Annotated in this window: 1 protein-coding gene; it reads right to left on the minus strand. The window is 77.3% G+C overall.

Annotated features, from left to right (window positions below; genetic code table 11):
- Positions 1-202 precede the first annotated feature (202 nt).
- Positions 203-480, minus strand: a 278-nt coding sequence (locus LPA54_RS37295; RefSeq protein ID WP_228984886.1) for a phosphatase PAP2 family protein, incomplete at its 5' end; no start/stop codon positions are given.

Raw genomic sequence — 480 nt, forward strand, 5'->3', positions numbered from 1 at the left:
GTCCGCGGCCGGGCGGGGGACACCTTCCCCACCGTGCCGCGCGAGCTGGCCGCCGTCGGCCGCTACCTGGGCTACGGCCCCGGCCACGCCGGCGACATGCTCGACGCCTACCGCCGCACGGCCCGCCGCGCCCGTGGCGTGGTGGAGGAGCTGTTCTACGGCGGGCTGTAGCCGCCGCCCGGCCCTCACGCACGCCGGGGCGTCAGACCTGCTTCTGCAGGGGCACGCGCTCCGGGGCGGCCGGCTCCGGCCGTCTCGTGCTGTCGTCCGGGTGGTGGCGGGGGAGGGCGGAGGGGCGGCGGCCGTACCAGGCGAGGGCGACGCCGTAGCCGACGGCGAGGCACAGCACGCCGCCGACCGCGTCCAGCCAGACGTGGTTGGCGGTGGCGACGATGACCACCAGGGAGAGCACCGGGTACTGCAGTCCCAGCACCCGCGCCCAAGGCACCGTGGCCAGCGCGAAGAGCGTGAGCCCGCACC

This window comes from Streptomyces sp. DH12 (assembly GCF_020873895.1).
Classification (GTDB): domain Bacteria; phylum Actinomycetota; class Actinomycetes; order Streptomycetales; family Streptomycetaceae; genus Streptomyces.